Here is a 20,953-nt window from a genome sequence, read left to right as displayed (position 1 = left end):
AGTCATAATATGATTAGTCAAAAAAAGTATGTACAATTTGTCATAATATACATATCTATATTTGCTCTTTGGATACTCTTTATTCCAAATGAGTCGCATATAAAGGAAATTGGGATTCTTTTCTTATTCTGTTTCGCTGCACTTTTTTCTTGCCACTGTTTATATAAAGCTATTAAGAAAATGAAACGCAGTGATAAACTATTTTGGATTTTATTACTATGTACTTGCCTATGTGGATTAGTTATGGAGATAACCCTATTTCTTAGTTCACTTTCCATACATGATCAATCTATATTTTCATATAAAGCATTGCCTTTTTTTATCATACAATATATTTTGCTCTTTGTTGGATTTGCTATAAAGTTTATAAAGAATTACTCTATTAAGGGGCTTTCGCAATTTTCATTCGATAGCATCTTTATTATTATTATGAACATTTATTTCACCTTAACTTTTATCTTAGATCTTTCAAGTTTCCGCATGTTAACAAAGGATACTTGGATTTTAATTGGGTATTTCATTGCACAATCATTAGTAATTTACGCCGTTATTAGCCTATATAGAAGAGAACAATATTCTTCTAGTAGAATCGCATTAATTATTGGTTTCACTATTATACTCGTATACGGTTATATTCATCTATTTCAATTGAATTTTGGGATGAAAACTTCTGCTGAAATTAATTATTTAATACACACTGCTTCTATTTTATTAATTGGACTTTCTTCCATACTATATATTTTAGATAAACCAATGCAGCATGAAACGAAAGCAAAATATTATCGATTCGATTATGTACGTTTTATACTACCTTATTTTAGTATAATTATTACTTTTTCTTTTATTATCATTCAACCTTGGGATGATAAGTTCATGTTAATCGGTCTCGTATTATCACTTATTTTGTTATTCTTGCGGCAACTTTACATGTGGAAAGATAATCAAGCACTAATCCATACATATGAACAGTTGACTACACAACTAGAGGATGAAGTTGAAGAAGGTGCATTTGCATTATCAAAAAGTGAACAACGTTATAAATCTTTATTCGAGGACCATCCCGATGCCGTTTTCTCTTTAAATATGAATGGCATTTTTCAACAATCTAATAAGGCATGCGAAAGCTTATTTACTGCCTATTATTGCGAAGTGGCAAGCTATTCTCTGGTACACTTCATTGATCCAAAAGACCACGAACTACTAAAGAAGGCTTTACAAATTACAAAGGAAGGTAGGCCACAAACGTTAGAAGTTCGTACAAAAGAACAAGAAGGCTATTATTATTATCTCCATATTACACTTATCCCTACTTTTATAAACAAAGAAGTGGTCGGAATGTTTGGGATAGCGCGTGATATTACCACTTTATATGAAAAACAAAAACAAGTAGAACATTTAGCCTTTCACGATGCACTTACTGGATTACCAAATCGCCGAAAGTTCGAAAAAGATTTAAAAGCCATTTTAAATACAGCCCAAACTAACGCAAATGATGTCGCCGTCATATTCCTTGATTTAGATCGATTTAAAAAAATTAACGATAGACTTGGTCATGACGTCGGAGATTTATTATTAATTGAAGTAGCAAAAAGATTACGCGGTTGCTTGCGTTCAAAAGATGTCGTCGCTCGCCAAGGTGGAGATGAGTTTACAATTCTATTACCAGAAATGTACTCAGAAAAAAGTGCAATTTTTATAGCTGAACAGATTTTGACTATTTTAAACAAACCATTCTTCATTCAAGGCGAAGAACTCTCTATTACACCAAGTATCGGAATTGCGATGTACCCTGATTATGGAACTGATGTAAATGAGTTAATGAAAAATGCTGATATGGCTATGTACCGTGCGAAGGCAAATGGAAAAAACAGATTTGTTTTCTTCTCAAAAGAAATGAGTATTGCTCAAAATGAAATTCAATTCTTAGAAGGTGAACTTTCAAAAGCATTACAACAAAATGAATTTTTCCTTGAATATCAGCCACAAGTAAGCACAAAAACAAAACAAATTATCGGTTTTGAAGCATTAATACGTTGGAAGCATCCAAAACTTGGTATCGTATCTCCTGCCCAATTTATCCCTCTAGCAGAGGAAACCGGTTTTATTATTGAACTTGGCAATTGGATTTTACGTACTGCCTGTTTAGAGGCAAAAAGATGGCATAATCAAGGTTTTTCTCACTTAAAAGTTGGTGTGAATTTATCTGTTGTTCAATTTAACCATGCAGATTTAATCCCAACTATTTCAAAGGTGTTGGAAGAAACAGAACTGAAACCAGAAGCACTAGATATTGAAATTACGGAAAGCATCGCAATTAATCAAAATCAATCTGTAGTTGCAAAACTAGAACAACTTCAAAATCTCGGTATTCAAATTTCAATCGACGACTTTGGAACTGGTTATAGTTCTTTAGCTTATTTAACAAAATATCCAATCAACACATTAAAAATCGCTCGAGAGTTTATTTGTGGAATTACAACTAGCCCTTTAGAAGAAGCAATTGTCTCTTCCATTATTACACTATCAAAAGAACTAAATTTAGAAGTGATTGCAGAAGGTGTAGAAACGGAAGAAGAATGGGAATTTTTACATAGACAAAATTGTGATCACATTCAAGGATTCTTTATTAGCAAACCTGTCTCTAGTAAAGACGTTTGGATGTTACTCCATAAAAAAACAACCGTCTAAGTAAGACGGTTGTTTTTTAGAACTCAAAAGGTACTTCATTAGCTAATTGTACCTCTTGATTATTATGAGAAATTATTTGGTTTTTCTCTAATGCTGTATCTCCTAATGAAATACCCCATGCCATCGCTAACGTTAGTAAACTACCAATAAGTAGTTTTTTCATATTCCATCACCCGCATTTTTTTCTTTAAATATATCATGAAAAATTATCCAGACTTTATGCAATTATGCATATTTGTTCTTTATGTCTTTTTTATTTCTTCATTTTTTTTATAAGTGATTCTTTTAATTCATGGTTTCCTAATATATCAAAAAAGAAGCATGCTTTTTCGTAAGCATCTTCAATTTCTGCTCTATCACACCCAAGTTTTGCTAGGCATTCACCTTTTCGAAAGTATAACTGTCCAATTAATGTCATACTATTAATTTGACAAGATAGTTCAATAGCTTTATTTGCGTGACAAAGCGCTTCTTCGTATTGATTGTCTATGTATAATGCTTTTGCATGATTATGTCTCACCTTCACATCAAACTCTTTATTATCATGCAATGCCTCTAATTGTTTTAATATATTTTCAAACAAATCAATACCCTGCTTCAAATAGCCGTTTTCAGCATAAATGTTTGCAATTGCATTTTCAATATAAAGGTTCTGATATACATCTATTCCTACCAGTTGTTGATTGAGCAATTTCTTTAATTCTAAAATGCAATATTCGTAATCGATTTTTTTCAATACGTAAGCAGCTACATAATATTGCCATTGAAGAAATTGCTGAAGCTCGGGATGATATTCTTCCTTTTTCAATTCATTGCATACTCTATTATAAATTTCTTTATATTTTTTTTGCTTACAAAGTAGAATAATTTGATCTTTTAACTGCTTATTCCTCTCAATATCAGAATAAATGAGTACCTCATAAAAATGAATGATGGGAACTTGTAATTTTGCTGCAATACCTTGCAATATATCCATACTTGGGTATACCGCGCCCGATTCAATTCGACTTACTTCCGATTGATGACATATGTTCTCGGATAACTGTTTTTGTGTTAATCCTCTCATCACCCTAATTTTCTTAATTTCACTTCCTAATTTTTCTGCGTGCATACTTACTCACCATCCCATTATAACAATCTAGTTTTTTAAGTTGTCATACCACTACAATAATGTGAATTCGACAATTTTTGATATGAAATAATGCATAATATATATATAATTCGGCAAATTTTTCATACAATTCATCTCACATACAATAATAGATTAGGAGTGTTATAGATGAATTATAGAAAATTTGCTAGTGCTTTCGTTACGTTCGGTCTTCTTTGCCCTTTATCAACAGAAGCTATTCATGCTCAAGAATTAGACAAAAGTGCAGTCAAAGTTGAAATCGCTCAGCCTGGTTTAACAATCGGGAAATTAACACAACCTCAAAATGATACGAAAGAAAATATTGCTAAAAAGTATTTAAAAGGTGAGGTAAACGGGGCTAAAGCTCAACAAGAACAAGTCACTACTGAAAAAAATGTAGATTTCCAACCTACAAATAAAGAAACCAAAGAAAATCAAACCGAAGTTCGCCTTGCACAAACATATAAAAACTATAAAGTATATGGCCAAGATCTCATTGTAAAAGTAGATAAAAATGGAGTGATCACAACTGTTAGTGGTAAAGTTGTTCAAAATTTAAATCAACAACCTAATCTTACTATAACAAATTTTTTGTCGAAAAATGAAGTAAAATCTAAATTACGCGATATAGTTCAAATTCCAAGTGATGCAGCTGAGACGGAATTCTCTAGCGAAACCGTTGTTTATAAGAAAAAAGATGGCTATTATACATTCGCAACTGTTATTACATTTACTTATGAAAACAATGAACAGATTATAAACGGCAATGCTATCGTTGATCTAAAAACTGGCGAAGTACTTTTCCAAGAAAAATTCATTAAAAACAAAGAGAATAAGACTATAAATCAAGTAACATCACCTAGATTATCCCCTGCAAGTGAGCAAGGAACTGGGAAAAATGCACTTCAAGAAAACATCTCTTTCAATATTGCCAAAGGAACTGATGGAAAATTTTATTTAGCCGATTTATCACGCGGAAATGGTATTTATATTTATAATGCAAACTACGCCGATTCCCTCGGGGGATATAGTCAAGCTGGTTATCCAGGGACACTAATTTCAAGTAGCACTCCTAATTTTGCAGATAAAGAAGCCGCGGGCGCTATGAAGAACATGAGTGATATTTATGATTACTTTAAGAAAGAACATAATCTAAAAAGTTACGACAATAAAGATTCAAAAGTTGTTGCTAGTGTACACGGTTTTGATTCTACTGAAGTTAGTGATGGTGTAAAAGAAGACTATGTAAATGCGTTTTGGCATCCTGCTTGGAACCAAATGGTATTTGGTGATGGTTTAGACGGAAAACTAACATCAGCTCTTGATGTAACAGCTCATGAATTTGGACATGCTGTATTCAGTGGCACGACGAAAAATAAAGTCGTGAGATATCCAAGCGCTGAAACATCTGCACTAAACGAGGGATTAGCGGATTTCTGGGGTACACAAATCGAATATTACGTAAAGAAAGATAAGGGAAACTGGATTATGGGCGATACATTAGGCGGCCTAACAATTCGTGATATCCCAAGGGAAATTGGTGACGGCGGCCATAAACTATATACAAATTTACAAGATTTCTATAACGATGGTAATAATCAAGAATCACACGTGAATTCTGGTATTATTAGTCACGTATTATATCAATTAGCTGAAGGTAAAACATATAACGGTGTTGCTGTTCAAAAACAAGGTAATGAAAAAGTAAGTAAAGTTGTTATGCGTGCATTGCAAAATTACGCAACTTCCGCTGAAGACTTTGAATCACTTCAATCTCACATCGTACAAGCTGCAAAAGATCTATATGGCACTGCCGTATCAAATGAATTTGCAAAGGCATTTGAAGCACATGGTTACAAGTCATTACAAAAAGTAAATCAAGTAATAGAAGTAAAATAAGTATAAAAAGAAGGTCACCTCTCATAGGTAACCTTCTTTTTATATCCAACCCTTTTCTTCCGCAATTGTAATTGCCTCAATTCTATTTTTCGCATCGAGCTTCGTTAATACTTCAGAAATATAATTACGTACTGTACCCGGTGAAAGATAAAGTGCCTTCGCAATTTCGTTTGCCGTCTTTCCTTCTTTCGCAAGCAACAATACTTCCTTTTCGCGATCTGACAACGGATTTTGCTCCTGCCATAGGCCGAACATTAAATCTTGGGAGACCTCTCGTTTCCCCTTCATTACATTACGAATTGCTGCTGCTAAATCTTCACTTGGGCTATCCTTTAACAAATAGCCGTGCACACCAGCTTTCATTGCTCTTTCAAAATATCCCGGCCGTGCAAATGTTGTTAAAATCATTACTTTACATAATGATTTTTCTTTTTTTAACGCTTCAGCAACATCTAATCCACTTTGAATCGGCATTTCAATATCCATAATACTTATATCCGGTTTTAACGATTCAATTAATTTTAGCGCCTCTTCCCCGTTTGCCGCTTGCCCAATTACTTCGATATCATCTTCTAGATCAAGTAGGGCCCCTAATGCACCACGAAGCATCCGTTGATCTTCTGCAATAATAATTCGAATCATGCCCTCACCTCATCTTTTCCTGTTCTAATTACAACTGGAACTTTTACTGTTAACAACGTCCCTGGATTGATTGTACCTAGTTCAACAAATCCATCAATAAGAGCAATTCGTTCTTTCATGCCGCGGATACCATTTCCATCATGATTTTGATCTGTTAAACCGATTCCGTTATCTTTTACTTTCAAAATCAGCTCACCTTGCGATTCTAATACAGAAACTGTGCACCGCGTTGCCTTGCTATGTTTTACAACATTCGTAACAGCCTCACGTAAACACATCCCGACAATATTTTGTTCAATTGGTGATAACGAACTCGAGCTAGCTTCTTGCCTCACTTCTAATTCAATATTAGCTGCTTGTAAGATCGCTTTTATTTGCTCTAGCTCTTCTTCTACCGTAATCATACGCATATCAGAAATTAATTCTCTCAGCTGTTTTAAGGCTGTACGAGACGTTTGTGTAATTTCCTTCGCTTCCGCACTTGCACGCTCTGGATTTTTCACAATTAACTTCTCTACAAGCTGGCTTTTCAAAGTAATAAGAGATAACGTATGCCCTAATGTGTCATGAAGATCTCTTGCAATCCGCTGCCGTTCTTCACGTTTTACTAAGTCTTTAATTTGCTCGTTCGCCTGATCCAATTGATTTCTTAACATCTTTTTCTGATTAAAATTGCGCATACCAAATGGCGTAAGAAGCATTAAAATAAACATTGGAACGATATTTACTAAACTTGTAGTTGTTAGTTGATTCATATTTACAAATAAAAATGCTCCAAGCATGATAACTAACGAACATAACAGCACTCGAAATACTTTCTTATTTGGCGCAAATCCCATCGCACTTGCTGTGAAAAAGCCAAAAAATATCATAAAAGGATTATAAAATAAAGCAAATAAAAAGATGAGTACCATTTGAATACACGCCCAAAAAACAAACGTCCTCTGAACAAAATAAAGCTGACGGTATGTGACGATAAAAATTATCAACATACCGCTTCCTATTACAAGCTTCCATCCTGATGCCTGCGCTAAGTGATAAATTGGAAATAATAGATAAACAAACCACATATACGGGAAGAATCCCATATGTTTCGGAAAAATCTCAATCCTCTTCTTCTCTATCATTTATACCGCTTCCTGTCTTTTTCTTATATATATTGATACTACAACAAATATAAGGAAATAACCTCCTAATACCGCGATATTTTCCCATCCAATTGATTTTCCAGCTACAATATCCCACGCACCACTTCCGAAATGGTATGTCGGTGTCCATTCACCAATCGTTCTTAATATTTTGGGGAATACTTCAATCGGCATCCATAACCCACCAACTATAGCTAAACTCATATTTAAAATATTTGCTAAGCCAGCAGCTGCGTCCGCCTTCTTAATGGAACCTATTACTGTTCCTAATGCTAAAAATGGTGTTACCCCTAACAATAACCATAATCCCGCACCAATCCATTGCCCTACCGTTAACTCAACATGATTAATTAGTATCCCTGCAATAAAGATAACTAATATTGAAAAAGCATTTACTACTGTTTGTGCAATAATTTTAGCAGTTATATACGCACCCTCTGGAAGTGGTGTGATTTTCAAAAGATGTGTCCATCCTTGTCCTCTTTCCTGAGAAAGTCTCACACCGAAACTAAAGAGTGCAGTCCCTACAATACTGAAAGTTGCCATCGAAATTAAATAGTGTGCTTTCCACGCATCTCCGTTTTGTGGTACTTGAACAACATTTGTAAAAATGTAGTAAAACATAACAGGCATTAATAATGAGAAAAAGATAAATAATTTATTGCGGAATGTACGTAAAATTTCTATTTTGCACTGCATCCATAACGCTCTCATGCGATTTCCTCCTTCTGATTTGCAACGAATTGTTCAAATGCTTCATCAAGACTTCCACGTTCAACTGAAACATCTGTTACAGGTAAACTCCTTTGATAAATGGCTTTTAAAGTTGCATCCGTATCCTCTGTTGTTAAAATGAAGCGTCCTTCGTTTGACTTAACTTCTGTTACATTTGGTAATTCCTTTAGTAATTTTGTAGGAATGCTTTCCTTCGAGTAAAATGTGATTGTTTTTCGCGAAATCGTCGCTTTCATTTCGTCTGGTGTACCATCTGCGATAATCTTTCCGTTCGCAAATAATAAGATACGATTTGCTAAAGCATCTGCTTCTTCTAAATAATGCGTCGTTAAAATAATTGTTTTCCCTTCACTTGCTAACTTTCGAATCGTTTCCCAAAACATTCTTCGAGACGTAATATCCATTCCGACTGTCGGCTCATCTAAAAATAACAAATCTGGATTTCCCGCAAGTGCAAGCGCAAAATTCAACCTTCTTTTTTGCCCACCTGATAACTTCTCACATCTTTGCTTTCGCTCTGATTCTAAATTTGATAACTGCAGTAACGTTTCTTTCGCTATAGGATTCGTATAATAACTACGGAATAACTCGATTGCCTCTTCCACCGTAATACTATCAATGACACTTACTTCTTGCAGCATCGCACCGAGGCTATTACGAACATCTCTATGCTTTGGACTCTTTCCAAATATAAAGACCTTACCTTCTGTCGGGTCCTTTAATCCAAGCATCATCGACATCGTCGTTGTTTTCCCCGCACCATTCGGACCAAGTAACGCTACTATTTCCCCTTTATTTACATGAAATGAAACATTATTTACTGCGTTTTTATGTTTAAATGTTTTAGAAACACCATTTACTTCAATAATCTTTTCCATCTCTCCACCCCCGCTGTTTCTTATATTTACATTGTATTACTTGGAAAACTTAGGAAACAGTATGATGCGTCATGACATCGATATGACAATTGTCATGTATTCTTTATGAGAGGAATCAAGCTGCATACCGCAAGCGAGTAGCAGGACGAAAATAAACATGATACAATCGGTTAAGATATATATTCGAGGAAGGACAGTGGTTTTCATGATTATTCGTAATGAACAAGATTTAGAAGGCTTACGAAAAATCGGCCGCATCGTTGCGCTTGCACGTGAAGAAATGAAAAAAGAAGCGAAGCCAGGTATGACAACGAAAGAGCTTGATTTGATCGGTAAAAAAGTATTAGATGAGCATGGTGCTATTTCTGCACCTGAAAAAGAATATGATTTCCCAGGTGTAACTTGCATTAGTGTAAATGAGGAAGTTGCTCATGGTATTCCAGGAGATCGCGTATTAAAAGAAGGCGACTTAGTAAACGTCGATGTATCTGCTGCACTTGATGGCTATTATGCAGATACAGGTATCTCATTTGTTCTTGGAGAAGACGAAGCAAAAGAAAAGCTTTGCCAAGCAGCGGTTGATGCATTTTGGGCAGCAATGAAAAAGGTTAGAGCTGGCTCAAAACAAAATCAAATTGGTCGTGCTGTTTCAAACTTTGCACATAAAAGTGGATACAATGTTATTCAAAACTTAACTGGTCACGGCATTGGTCTTAGCTTACATGAAGCACCAAATCACATTTTAAGTTACTATGATCCAATGGATAATGCGCTTCTAAAAGACGGTCTTGTTATCGCTGTAGAACCGTTCATCTCTATGAAAGCTGATCATATTATTGAACGTGGTGACGACGGCTGGACATTCGTTACACCTGATAAAAGTCTTGTTGCACAATGTGAACATACCGTTGTCGTAACGCGCGGCGAACCAATAATTTTAACAGAAATCTAATACCAAAAACGGCTGTTTTGTAGATTTATTCCACATAAAACAGCCGTTTTTATTTTTGGGAAAATATGTGAACTACTGTTGAACTCTTTATCATTTAAGTATATAATCTTTAGCGGAGGTTACTTAAGCTTATCTTTACTAAAAAGATATTGTAACTAAGGAGTAAAACACCTTCTTTCTTATTGTTTAAACAGTCTCAAAAATGACCGTAGTAACGTGTTAGTCGAATATTCTGTAATTCTTATATTCCTCTAACAATGTAAGAAACTATCATCTTTCAACTTCGGTCCACTAATCGCACAACTCTCTTTAGACAAAATAAATGACTATTTTCAAAGTACATATTGTCTTCATTCTGACCAAAACCAACCCTATCTAGCTTTTTATCTCCACATAACTTTAAGGCAAAAATAAGCCTTCACAAAGGGATACACTACATTGGTTAGTATGTATCGTAAAACTTACCTTTATAACCATTCTTTTTTACTAGATATACATGAAAACTATCTCACATATAAAGGTCTGATATCATTCTTTAATATCAGTATTTTTTTCGACATTTTTTGTCGAATTGTGTATATTTCCACAGAACTGTGTAAATATACATTTTGTTTTACGTTAAATAATATTACTTTGAACATAATCCTACTTGTCTGAGAACGCGTATAGAAACGGAGGGATAGCAAAAAGTAAATAGCTTATAAAAAATACTTTTTATATTCCATTTGTTCATGTGGAATAAGTCCCCAATGGACAAATGAATGTTCAGAGGAGGAAAAATGAAAAAACTTTTCAATGTATGTTTAATTGTATTCGTACTATTTTCGCAACTTGCTAGTTTTCCATACAATCAAGTAAAAGCGGAAACCTTAACAGGAGATTCCTTATTTGACACTGTTGAAATGAAAGATGCAACGAATCATATTATTGACGAAGCATTAAATCCTAAAAACTTAATAAATGCAGGATCAATCATTCACCTAGAATATGCTTGGTCAATAAAAGATCATCAAATTGCACAAGAAAAAGATGCAACAGTTCTTCAAATACCTAACGCATTAAAAGTAAAAAATGACCAACAAGGAAACTTGATGGCAGATCAACAAATTATTGGTCAATATTTTGTTACGGCAAACGATAACAAAATGAAAATAGTCTTTAACGATTCAGTAAAAGATTCAAAAGGTGTTAAGGGAAAAATTAAATTTGACACTGTATTCAATCCAGATTTAAAACCTGGCATAAAAGCCGTCCCACTCACTTTCCCTCTAGGTACAGTAGCTAAGACTATCTCAGTTCCTGTTCAAGTAGATAACCCTACTTCACCTACTATTAATAGTGATGATGCTAAGCAGACTACCGAAGAGCAAAAGAACGGTGACGCACAGCAACCTACTGAACAGCCAAAAGATGGTGAAACACAGCAGAAACCTGCGGAACAACCAAAAGACGGGAATCCTCAGCAGCCTGCGAAACAGTCAAAAGATGGTGAGACACAGCAGAAACCTGCGGAACAACCAAAAGACGGGAACACTCAGCAACCTGCGGAACAGCCGAAAGACGGGAATCCTCAGCAGCCTACGGAACAGCCAAAAGATGGCGGGACACAGCAACCTACTGAGAACCCTGGTGATAACACAACAGGGCAACCTGTTGAAAATCCAGACCCATCACCTAAGCAAATTAAAGAAAATATTTTAACAAGCGTAAAATTAACAGATAAAGACGGAAAACCATTTAATGATACAGATAATCGTCCAAATCCTGATTCTGCTGCCAATATCGATTTTACATGGGAAGTTTTAGAATCATTAAAAGTAAAAAAGGGAGATTACTATATTTTCCAACTTCCGGAATATTTTATCGTCCACAACACCATTACACAGCCTTTAGTTGATGGAACAGGACATGAAATTGGGACGTTCGTTGTTGACTTAAACGGAAAAGTAACTATGACTTTTAACGAGTACGTTGAAGACAATCCTAATATAGATGGTCATTTAAAAGTTGGTACGGAATTCAATAAAACAAAAATTAAAGGGACTACGGAACAAAAAATTCCTTTCCCAATTAAAGAACAAGACGTTATTATCGAGCTTGATTTCAAACCTAATGTAAAGAAATCTATGAATAAAAAAGGTATACCTGATAGACCGATTAATACGAATCAAATCAATTGGACAGTCGAAATGAACAAAACAAAAGACATTCTTACAAACGCTGTCTTCCAAGACAATATTCCAAATGGAGCCAGTCTCAATGAAGATTCTATTAAGGTTTATGAGTTAGAAGTAGATATTAACGGGAAAACGACTCGTGGAGCCGAAGTTAGTAAAGAAGAATATACACTCACTTCATCCTCCGATAAATTAAATATCGCTTTTAAAAATGAAACGAAAAAAGCATATCAAATTGAATATGCGACAAAAATTACTGACGAAAGTGTTACTAGTTTCAAAAATGAAGCAAAAGTATCCAGCAAGAATCAAGGAGATGTATCCGCAAATGCAACTGTAACTGTTTCACGCGGTACACATCTAGAGAAAACTAGTAAATATAATCCAAAAACACAAACAATTGAATGGACAATTACTTTCAACGGTGACCAAAGAGATATTAAACAATCTGATGCGCTTTTAAAAGACATCTTGGACAAATCTCATAAAGTTGATGCAAGTTCTATCGTGGTTAAAAATGCTTCTTATGATAATAACGGAAAACTTGTTACAGGTGACAACGCCACAAACTTTACTGTAAAAGAAACCGATGAGGGATTTGATTTACAATTTAATGAAGATATTAATAGTGCCTATGTGATTACTTATACATCGAAAGCCAAGAATGATGTTATACAAGATGGCGAAATCGAAAATACAATTATTGCAGATGGAAAATGGAGTAAAACAAACAAAGTTACATTACAACAACAAAACATCATAAAGAAACATAATAAAAATGCAAACGATACAGATTACAATAAGAAAACAACGAAATGGACAATTATTGTAAATGATAACAATTACGTGTTAAATGATGCTGTTATCACTGATACGTTTGACTATAGTGGACTTACATTACAAAAAGATAGTTTCAAAATTACTGATGGATCAACTGAACTGAAATTAGACTCTGATTACACACTTGATGTAACAGCTGACGGATTCAAAGTAACACTAGCTGGTAGTTATAAGTCTAATATGGATAAAACTTTAACCATCACGTACACAACAGACTTTAATTACGAGACTCTATCTAAAAAGGATGATAATAAATCATTCAAAAATACAGCTGAGTTATCATGGAAAGATATAAATGGGAACGATAAAAATAGTAAATCTCATGATAGATTCAATCCTGACGGCTATACAAAAGGAAACGGATTTAAATACGGTTCTTACAATGCCCAAACGAAAGAAATCAAATGGGACATAGGGTTTAACTATAATAACAGGACTATTAAAGACCCTTCTATCGTTGACGTACTAGAAAACAATCAAAAACTTATACCAGACTCCATTGAGATTCATCATATGGAATTAACTGGTGGTGCAGACGGTTATAAATTAGGGGCACTTGTTTCCCCTGACGAATATACGGTAGAAAATGCAACGAAAGATAATAAAAATACATTAACGATTCATTTTAAAAATGAAATTAAAACAGCGTACCATATCAGCTTTAAAACTTCACTTGCAGGTGAAGAAATTAATAAGCGCTATGATAATTACGCCAAATTAAAAGATGGATCGGAAACTATCGCCAATATTCATGGTGCATTCGAGATCAAAAATGGTGGTAGCGGCGTTACGAAAAAAGCAAAACAAAATGACAAGTACATTGATTGGAGCGTTTCTATTAATGCAAGTCAATCAACGATTGAAAATGCTGTCGTAACAGACGATCCGACAGACAATCAAATTCTCGATGAAAAGTCATTCCACCTATATGGGACAACAGTAGCCGTGGATGGCACTTTAACGAAAGATACAACAAACGAATTAAAAGAAGGAAAAGACTATAAACTCAAAATAACAACAGACAACAATACGGGGAAACAACAATTTACAATTGAATTTCTTCATACTATTGATCGAGCTTATATTTTAGAATACCGTTCACTCATTAATGCAGACAATAATGAAAAGGTAAGCAATAAAGCGAAGATTACTGGTAATAGTTTAAAATTAACAGAAACTGAAAAAATTGAAGAAATAGTAGTTAAAGTATCTTCTGGATCTGGAGGCGGTTCTGCTACTAAGGGACGCGGAAACCTTCAAATTAAAAAAGTAGATAATGCAGATCCAAATAAAATTTTATCTGGCGTAGTATTTACTTTATTCGATCGCACAGGTACAACTGCTATTCGAACAATTACAACAGACGACAATGGTATCGCTCAGTTTAACAACTTAAAACGCGATGAATATCTGCTTAGAGAAATGAAAACTCTCGATGGCTATGTCATTAGTAAAGAATTAAAAGCAGGTAAACTTGTTAAGCTTGGTGCAGAAGAAACTACAACATATACTCTTAAAAACGAGAAATTTGTTGGAAAAGTAGTACTTACAAAGACTGATGCTCATAACAAAGAAAAGCTTAAAAATGCAGTTTTCTCTCTGCTTGATCAAAACCATAATGTCATTCCTGAACATAAAGAATTAATAACAAATGATAAAGGACAAATTACTGTAGATAATTTAAAACCAGGAACTTACTACTTAAAAGAAATAAAGGCTCCTGAACATTATCAATTAGATGATCGACTTATTGAATTTACAATCGAGGAAGATCAAACAACAGTAATTAATAAAGAGGCCCAAAACAACTTGATTAGAGGCTCAGTTATCCTAACAAAAGTTGATAAAGAGGGTAATACTTTAGAAGGTGCAGTATTTAGTGTACGGGACCGAAATAACAAAAGAATTCCTGGTTATACCAAATTAACGACAAATGGTAACGGACAAATCGAAGCGAAAAATTTACTTCCTGGAGAGTACCAATTTGTTGAAGAGAAAGCTCCTGAACATTATGAAATAGATAAAAAACCACTTAAATTTACAATTGAAAAGAGCCAACAGAAAGCACTTACTGTTAAAGCGACAAATCACCTCATTAAAGGTGGTGTCACTTTAACGAAAGTCGATGATGTCGATGGCACTGCCCTTGAAGGTGCTGTATTTAAAATTGTCGATGCGAATGACGAGAAACAAGTAATTCGTGAAAATATAAAAACAGGTTCAGATGGAAAAGTTACCGTTAAAGATTTAGAGCCTGGTGCTTATAAATTTATCGAAACAGAAGCTCCTAAGGATTATACATTAAGTACAAACCCTATCGAGTTTACAATTGATAAAAGCCAACAAGCTCTTGCTACTGTTACGGCAAATAATAGCTTAAAAACGGGCGAGGTTGAATTATTAAAAGTTGATGAGTTTGGTGAGAAAAAACCACTAGAAGGTGCAGTATTCAAACTTGTCGATACAAATAATAATGACGTTTCCCCTCACACTAACTTAACTACTGATAAACACGGTAAAGTTAAAGTTAGTAACCTACGTCCTGGTACGTATAAATTTATTGAAATAGCTGCTCCTGAACATTACGTTTTACGAGCAGAACCTATTGAATTTACAATCGATAGAAGTCAGAAAGAAACTCTACTTGTGAAAGCTGAAAATGCTTTAAAACCAGGAGATGTTGAATTAACAAAAGTTGATGATATCGATGGTACAGCTCTTGAAGGCGCTGTATTTAAAATTGTTGATGCAAATGATGAAAAGAAAGTTATTCGCGAAAATGTAAAAACTGGTGCGGATGGTAAAGCTATCGCTACTGGCTTACGCCCTGGCGATTATAAATTTATCGAAGTAACAGCACCGAAGTATTACGACAAAAATACAAAACCAATTAAATTTACGATTACAGAAAGTCAAACAACTCAGGCTACTGTTACCGCTAAAAACAGCTTAACAAAAGGCGGTATTGAGTTAACAAAAGTGAATGCTGCAGATGAAAAGGAAACACTTGAAGGTGCAGTATTTAAAATCGTTAATAGAGATACTAATGAAGATGTTCGTACGGACCTTGTTACGAATAGTAAAGGAATGCTAGTTGTAGATGACTTACGTCCTGGTAACTATAAGCTTATCGAAACAAAGGCTCCAACTTATTACGATGTAAATGTAGAACCAATTGAATTTACAATCGAAAAAGGACAACAAAAACTCCTTCCACTTACATTTAAAAATAGTTTAACGAAAGGAAAAGTTAAACTTATTAAAGAAGATGATGTGGAAAGTAGTAAAGCTCTTGCCGGCGCTGTATTCACATTGCAAGATGCAACTGGCAAAGAAATTATGAAAGATTTAACAACAGATGATTACGGAGTATTAGTTATTCCTGATTTAGCACCAGGGGATTATCAATTTATCGAAACAAAAGCCCCTGAACATTATAAATTAGACAAAACACCTATTAAGTTCACAATTAAAAAAGGTAGTAAGGAAGATCTTCCTATCCCTGTTACTGTAAAAAATAGTTTACTTACAGGTGGCGTCACTTTAACAAAAGTTGATGATGTTGATTGCACTACTCTTGAAGGTGCAGAATTTATAATCGTTGACGCTCATGATACTAAAAAGGTAATTCGCAAAGGTTTAACAACTGATAAAAACGGTAAAATTTCTGCTTCTGATTTACGTCCTGGAGACTATCAATTTATTGAAGTAAAAGCTCCAAAAGACTATACCTTAAGCAAAGACCCTATTCCGTTCACTATCGAAAAAAGTCAAAAAGAGAATATTACTGTTACTGCTACTAACAGTTTAAAGAAAGGTGCAGTAACATTAACAAAAATTGATGACATCGATCGTACGATGCTCGAAGGTGCAATCTTTAAGATTGTTGATATGAATGGTAAGGAAGTTCATACGAATCTTGTTACAGATAAACACGGTAAAATTTCTGTTTCTGATTTACGCCCTGGAGACTATCAGTTCATTGAAACAAAAGCTCCTGAGCACTATGTATTAGATGAAACAACGATTCCATTTACAATTGAAAGAAGTCAAACGAAAGAGATCAATGTTACAGGCAAAAATGCTTTGAAAAACGGTAGCGTTGAACTAACAAAGATTGACGATATTGATATAACTACAAAACTTGCTAACGCCGTATTTAATTTATTAGATGCAGACGGAGAGCTAGTTAAAGAAGGCCTAAAAACAAATGATGAAGGTAAAATTGTTGTTGAAAACCTACGTCCTGGTACGTATCAATTCGTTGAAACAATTGCTCCTGAACATTACGATTTAGATAAAAAACCTATCGTATTTACAATTAAAAAGAGCCAAACTGAAACTCTTCATATCACTGCTACAAATGCTTTAACAAAGGGTGCAGTTAAACTTTCTAAAGTAGACGATGTTGATGGCACTGTTCTTAAAGATGCAGTATTTAAAATTGTTAATATGAACGGTGATGTAGTTCATAAAGACCTTGTTACAAATGAACAAGGAATAATCGAAATTAATGACCTACGTCCTGGTGATTACCAATTTATCGAAACGAAAGCTCCTAAGCATTACGTTTTAGATGAAACACCAATCAAATTCACTGTTGAAAAAGGACAGAAGAAAGCTATTTCTTTAACTGCTACAAATAGCTTAAAACAAGGTAGTATCGAATTACTTAAAGTTGATGATTTAAACACTCAAACAAAACTTGCTGATGCGGTATTTAATTTACTGGATCAAGATGGCAAAGTACTTAAAACAGATTTAAAAACAAACAGTGAAGGTAAAATCGTTATCGAAAACTTACGTCCTGGTACGTATCAATTCGTTGAAATAACGGCTCCTGAACACTATGATTTAGACAAAAAACCAATTATATTTACAATTGAAAAAAGCCAAAAAGATATTGCTACCGTTACTATGAAAAATAGTTTAACAAAAGGCGGCGTGGAACTTTCTAAAGTGGATGACGTCGATGGCACTACTCTTGAAGGCGCAGTATTTAAAATTGTGGATATGAATGGTACTGTAATTCGCAAAAATCTTGTTACGAATCAACAAGGTAAAATTAGCGTTTCTGACCTACGTCCTGGTGATTATCAATTCATCGAGACAACGGCTCCGAAACACTACGATTTAAACAAAGAGCCAATTCCATTCACAATTACAAAGAGCCAAGCTGATCCTATCTCCGTTACAGCTACAAATAGCTTAACGAAAGGCGCTGTGGAACTTTCTAAAGTGGATGATGTAGATGGTACTGCTCTTAAAGATGCGGTATTTAAAATTACTGATCTGAATGGTAACGAGATTCGTACTGAGCTTACAACAGATGTACATGGAAAAATTTCTGTTTCTGATTTACGTCCTGGGGACTATCAGTTTGTTGAAACGAAAGCTCCTGAACACTATAAATTAGATAGTACACCTATTAAGTTTACAATTAAGAAAAGCCAAAAAGAAAAGCTCCAAGTTACTGCTACAAATAGCTTAACTGAGGGTGCTGTAGAATTAGTAAAAGTGGATGATATAAATCCAGATACAAAACTTTCTGATGCAGTGTTTAACATCATCGATGCGAAAGGTAAAATTGTTCGCACTGATTTAACTACTGATAAAGATGGTAAGATTACTGCTACGAACTTACGCCCAGGAGACTATCAATTCATTGAAACGAAAGCTCCTAAGCATTACGATTTAAATAAAACACCTATTAGCTTCACTATCGAAAGAAGTCAACTAACTCACGCTTCTGTTACTGCTAAGAATGGCCTAACAAAAGGTGGCGTGGAATTAACGAAAGTTGACTCTATAGATAAGAAAGAAATGCTAGAAGGTGCGGTATTTAAAATTACTGATCTGAACGGTAACGACATTCGTACGAATTTAGTTACCAATAAAGACGGAAAAATCATCGCTAAAGACTTACAACCAGGAGACTATCAATTTATTGAAACAAAAGCTCCTAAACATTACAACTTAAATGAAGAACCAATTAAGTTCACAATCGAAAGAAGTCAAACAAAGCATGTCTTCGTTACAGCTATTAATAGCTTAACGAAAGGTAGTGTTGAGTTAATTAAAGTTGATGATGCCAAGCAAAACACAACACTTGAAGGTGCAGTATTTAAAATTGTCAATAAGGATGGACACGATGTTCGTACCGATTTAACTACTGATAAAAACGGCCGTTTAGTTGTGGATGAATTACCGCCAGGAGACTATGAGTTTATCGAAACAAAAGCTCCTGAACACTATGACTTAAACAAAACACCTATTAAGTTCACAGTTAAAAAAGGCCAAGAAAAAATCGCCTCTGTTACTGCTACGAATAGCTTAACTAAAGGCGCAGTTGAATTAACTAAAGTTGATGACATCGATGGTACTACTCTTGAAGGAGCAATCTTTAAAATTGTAGATATGGACGGCAAGGATGTTCGTTCTGATTTAACTACCGATAAAGATGGGAAGATTTCTGTTTCTGATTTACGTCCGGGAGATTATCAGTTCATTGAAACGAAAGCTCCTAAGCATTATGACTTAAATCAAAATCCTATCAAGTTTACTATTGAAAAGAGTCAAACTGCTAAAGCTTCTGTTACTGCTACTAACAGCTTAACTAAAGGCGCAGTTGAATTAACTAAAGTTGATGACATCGATGGTACTACTCTTGCAGGGGCTATCTTTAAAATTGTAGATATGAACGGTAAAGATGTTCATTCTGATTTAACTACTGATAAAGATGGGAAGATTTCTGTTTCTGATTTACGTCCAGGAGATTATCAGTTCATTGAAACGAAAGCTCCAACTGGCTATGATTTAAACATTAAACCAATTCCTTTCACAATTACGAAAGGACAATCTCAGATTACCTCTGTTACAGCTTTAAATAGTTTAACAACAGGTTCAATTGAGTTAACTAAAGTTGATATTGATCACCATGGAACACTTGAAGGTGCCATTTTCAATATTTTAGACCAAGATGGAAAAATCATCCGAGAAGGTTTAAAAACAGACCAACACGGAAAAGTAATCGTAAATGATTTGAAACCTGGTAATTATCAATTAGTAGAAACACAGGCTCCTAAAGGCTATCAATTAGATGCATCACCAATAAACTTTACAATTGATAAAGCCCAAGCTACACCACTACAAATTACAGTTTCAAATAAAAAGATTGAATCTTCGTCAGGTGGAGATGACAAGCCAGTTACTCCTCCAAATAAAGAAGAAAACAAAGGCAATGAAACATCTGAGAAACACAAAAACGGAACTTCCGAAGAAACATCAAATGAAACAGATAACAAACAGCAAGATGATCGAAATACGGATAAACACCTTCCAAATACAGGTCATAAAGAAGACCCTACACAAACAGTAGGTATCGTCCTTCTACTAGCTGGATTATTAAGTATTTTAGCTACAAAACGCAAAAAACATTATTAATAATGTTTTTACATCCAATCAATCTCTCAATTGATTGGATGTTTTTTTATACAAAAAGGACGATACATAAAGTATCGTCCTTTTAACGGGGTGAGGCTGCCCAAAAGTACGGAAAACCTTTGAACAGCCTCTTATTTTCATATGGATGCCTTACATATATCACTGATAATAATTATGAAATGCGGAAACATAATTACCATCAACTGATTCAAACATGAGAAATGAAACCCTACAGTGGTTCCATTTCTCTACATAATCTAAAGTTTGGGTACACTAGATTCATGCAATGTAGGAGCTTTCAGAGTAGAAAGCGAACCTTCGTTTAAAATGATAGCATACATATCTTCCTCAAAAATATGCAAATATGCATATTTTGTTTTTATTTCTCAATGTCAGAATATTGAAAAATAAAAGACGCG

General features: G+C 34.4%; 10 protein-coding genes. 4 read left to right on the top strand and 6 right to left on the bottom strand.

The window, feature by feature from the left end; translation table 11 throughout:
* Window positions 1-9: 9 nt before the first annotated feature.
* Window positions 10-2,688, top strand: a complete 2,679-nt coding sequence (locus MRP26_RS12620; RefSeq protein WP_098678831.1) for a DUF4084 domain-containing protein — start codon at window positions 10-12, stop codon at window positions 2,686-2,688.
* Window positions 2,689-2,704: 16 nt separating this feature from the next.
* Here MRP26_RS12620 and MRP26_RS12615 read toward each other — a convergent pair whose 3' ends face one another.
* Together MRP26_RS12615 and MRP26_RS12610 are read right to left on the bottom strand one after the other, a co-directional pair.
* The gene (locus tag MRP26_RS12615; RefSeq protein ID WP_000734727.1) at window positions 2,705-2,851 is read right to left on the bottom strand and encodes a quorum-sensing peptide PapR; all 147 of its coding nucleotides are present in this window, start codon (window positions 2,849-2,851) and stop codon (window positions 2,705-2,707) included.
* Between the two features lie 90 nt (window positions 2,852-2,941).
* Window positions 2,942-3,799 (bottom strand): helix-turn-helix domain-containing protein, encoded by an 858-nt coding sequence (locus MRP26_RS12610; RefSeq protein ID WP_075719300.1) that lies wholly within the window; start codon window positions 3,797-3,799, stop codon window positions 2,942-2,944.
* Window positions 3,800-3,967: 168 nt separating this feature from the next.
* On the opposite strand from MRP26_RS12610, the gene MRP26_RS12605 reads away from it, so the two are divergent.
* Complete coding sequence (locus MRP26_RS12605; RefSeq protein WP_197242324.1) at window positions 3,968-5,719, top strand: M4 family metallopeptidase; 1,752 nt, start codon at window positions 3,968-3,970, stop codon at window positions 5,717-5,719.
* Between the two features lie 39 nt (window positions 5,720-5,758).
* Here MRP26_RS12605 and MRP26_RS12600 read toward each other — a convergent pair whose 3' ends face one another.
* Genes MRP26_RS12600 through MRP26_RS12585 form a run of 4 tightly spaced genes read right to left on the bottom strand, consistent with a single transcriptional unit; the run spans window position 5,759 to window position 9,122 of the window.
* On the bottom strand, window positions 5,759-6,361 hold the full coding sequence (locus tag MRP26_RS12600; RefSeq protein ID WP_053563301.1) for a response regulator transcription factor: 603 nt from the start codon (window positions 6,359-6,361) through the stop codon (window positions 5,759-5,761).
* A complete protein-coding gene (locus MRP26_RS12595; RefSeq protein ID WP_063549175.1) occupies window positions 6,358-7,488 on the bottom strand; it encodes a sensor histidine kinase in 1,131 nt (376 codons plus the stop codon). The genes MRP26_RS12600 and MRP26_RS12595 overlap by 4 nt, the downstream gene beginning before the upstream one ends.
* A complete protein-coding gene (locus tag MRP26_RS12590) occupies window positions 7,489-8,223 on the bottom strand; it encodes an ABC transporter permease (protein ID WP_001202428.1) in 735 nt (244 codons plus the stop codon).
* Window positions 8,220-9,122 carry an ABC transporter ATP-binding protein gene (locus MRP26_RS12585; RefSeq protein ID WP_242806177.1) on the bottom strand — a complete coding sequence of 301 codons (903 nt, stop codon included), beginning with the start codon at window positions 9,120-9,122 and terminating at the stop codon, window positions 8,220-8,222. The genes MRP26_RS12590 and MRP26_RS12585 overlap by 4 nt, the downstream gene beginning before the upstream one ends.
* A gap of 157 nt (window positions 9,123-9,279) precedes the next feature.
* Between MRP26_RS12585 and map the strand changes: the two genes are divergently transcribed.
* Both map and MRP26_RS12575 read left to right on the top strand, forming a co-directional pair.
* Window positions 9,280-10,074, top strand: a complete 795-nt coding sequence (gene map, locus MRP26_RS12580) for a type I methionyl aminopeptidase (protein WP_100910518.1) — start codon at window positions 9,280-9,282, stop codon at window positions 10,072-10,074.
* Between the two features lie 779 nt (window positions 10,075-10,853).
* On the top strand, window positions 10,854-20,534 hold the full coding sequence (locus tag MRP26_RS12575) for a SpaA isopeptide-forming pilin-related protein (RefSeq protein ID WP_242806176.1): 9,681 nt from the start codon (window positions 10,854-10,856) through the stop codon (window positions 20,532-20,534).
* Window positions 20,535-20,953 lie beyond the last annotated feature (419 nt).

Source organism: Bacillus sp. CCB-MMP212 (genome assembly GCF_022748145.1).
Taxonomy (GTDB): domain Bacteria; phylum Bacillota; class Bacilli; order Bacillales; family Bacillaceae_G; genus Bacillus_A; species Bacillus_A cereus.
The sequence above is the reverse complement of the archived record's forward strand: the minus strand, read 5'-3'. Positions and strand labels throughout refer to the sequence as shown.